Here is a 2,189-nt window from a genome sequence, read left to right as displayed (position 1 = left end):
GCAAAAAGTCGGTTAACGCGGGGTGGAGCAGCCCGGTAGCTCGTCAGGCTCATAACCTGAAGGCCGCAGGTTCAAATCCTGCCCCCGCAACCACTCTACAGCACGACGTGCTATCCGGCAGTAGCCCAAAACTACGATACAGTACGCCATAGTACTGCGATCAGACGCTAAATCCCTGACATAAAACACAAATTACAAAACCGACAGGTGCAAAGCGGGCAGACCGTCCGCGGCCACGCCACATGGTCGAGGTACATACAACGTCGTATGCCCACGCCGCCTCTCGCAAGGCCGGGAGCGCTAACGCAGAATGCTGCCCTATATAACGCGCAGTTGGCGCGTGCCACCTCAGATGCCCTTACGAGAGAAAATGGCTAAGGTGCGAGTATTGCTTAGTTTTAGACTGACGCGTAGCGAATAATTATATTCCCAATAAATCTCATCACGATTAATGTATAATTATAAAGTATTATAATTTGTGTAATTATGATTTTCTATAAATATGAATACACGTTTATACAATCAATAAGAGATAATTATCGATGGTTAGTTTATCAACCCGTAGTCATACCATGTGGCGAGCTCCAATATTTGTATAGAGTTCCTTTAGCAAATCGTTTGCCATGATTTCAATGGCTTACGATATCGTGAAGATCAGCATGACAGACCTCATGCGGCCGGCTTTCGATGCCGGCATCGCACTCGCGCGTGTAGACGAGCGCATCGCTTGCTCGCCGGTCGGGATCGGGGCTTTCGAACGCGTGCACTTCGCTGACTCCTGCGCCTCGCTGTGGATCGACGGTGAACTCGTCCACCTCGAAGACCTCGTCCTTCACGACGCGATCCGCCACATCCGCACCCCCACCCACGAACTCACCATCGCCCGCGACGTGTTGCGCACTCGTCGGCGGATCGCCGCGCAGTTACCGGATTGGCCTTTGTCCCAAGAGGGTATCCGAAATCTACGACAGATGGCGGACATCAATTCCGTCGATGTGGCAGGGACGCCCGGCGGCACCATAAGTCCAGCGTTGAACAGCGCGGACGGGGACGGAGGAGATGATGCGGACAATCTGCCCGGTGTCGACTATGCCGCCATCGATGCGCTGCTGATTCGAGGCGGCGATTGAAGAGGCAAAGCGTCCCGGCCGAGCCGACAGCAACAGGGCGGCCGATAAGAATCCGCTCGTCTACGATCTCGACTGGGACGAGCTTTCCGTGCTTCAGCATGCGCCTTGGCTCGGCCGGCTGTTTGCCGCTTCGATCCTTCGGGAAACCGGCATTTCCACCGGCGCCCATCTCGCGGCCATCAGTCTAGGCCTGAAAACCATTCCTGTCGATCGGCGTCGGCATCGCGATGGCGAAATCCGGCTGCTTGCCATCGCCCACGGCCTGATTGCGGCTGCCGAGATCGGCATGAAGGAGCATGACCGGCTGGCCCTGGCAAAAACGATGTTCGAGCGAAAACTGGAGGGGCGGCGGGCGTCATCAAAGCTGCCGGAACTGGTCGAGCTCGTCATGGCAAAGCCCCTAGTGTGGGCCGGGATGGTGGCAAAGACACTCGAGGTCACGCCACAGGCGGCGCGGCGGATCGTGTTGGAGCTCGGCCTCAGGGAGATGACGGGGAGGGGGATGTTTCGGGCGTGGGCAATAGTCTGAAACTTCGTGTGGCTCATGCTTTTCGATGCGTACGGAACCCATTTGATATTTGGTCTGTGAACAGCGCAGGTCGACCCACCTACTTCCTCCCGTGTTTTAATGCCCTAAAAAACGCTCGACGAAGCTGACCAGCCCTAGTTTCAAGCCAGGCCCAAACTCCAGTCCGAGCTACCGCCCACAAAATGGCAAGTCCGCTCAACCAGTACGGCAGTGTTGTATGGGTAGTCTGTTGATTGCCACTGAGAACTGACCCGGCGTTTCCACCGAGAATTGACCCGCCTGTTAGGTATGTTTCGGGTCTGCGGTCGTGGTCAAGTTCCTCGTTTTCTCCTTTGTCGTTTTGGTGTCGTGCGCAGAACTGTTCTTGAAGCGGAAGCTGTCGTTTCCGGTTTCAAGGATGTGGCAATGATGCGTGAGCCGGTCCAGCAGCGCGGTGGTCATCTTAGCATCGCCGAAGACGCTGGCCCATTCGCTGAAGCTGAGGTTTGTCGTGATGATGACGCTGGTTCGCTCGTATAGCTTGCTCAGCA

The 2,189-nt window shown here is 55.7% G+C and carries 1 protein-coding gene, 1 tRNA gene and 1 pseudogene; 2 read left to right on the top strand and 1 reads right to left on the bottom strand.

The features are described from left to right. The first annotated feature begins 16 nt into the window (after positions 1 to 16). A tRNA-Met gene (locus N434_RS25350) sits at positions 17 to 93 on the top strand. A gap of 530 nt (positions 94 to 623) precedes the next feature. Then, a pseudogene (locus tag N434_RS25345) lies at positions 624 to 1,659 on the top strand (DUF1612 domain-containing protein). A 282-nt stretch (positions 1,660 to 1,941) separates the two neighbouring features. On the opposite strand, the gene N434_RS25340 reads toward N434_RS25345, so the two are convergent. Continuing rightward, positions 1,942 to 2,189: ATP-binding protein (locus tag N434_RS25340; protein ID WP_181424076.1), on the bottom strand; the 248-nt coding region annotated here is incomplete at its 5' end.

This window comes from Rhizobium sp. UGM030330-04, from assembly GCF_003208455.1.
Taxonomy (GTDB): Bacteria; Pseudomonadota; Alphaproteobacteria; order Rhizobiales; family Rhizobiaceae; genus Agrobacterium; species Agrobacterium rhizogenes_A.
This window is presented reverse-complemented; position numbering and strand designations above follow the sequence as displayed.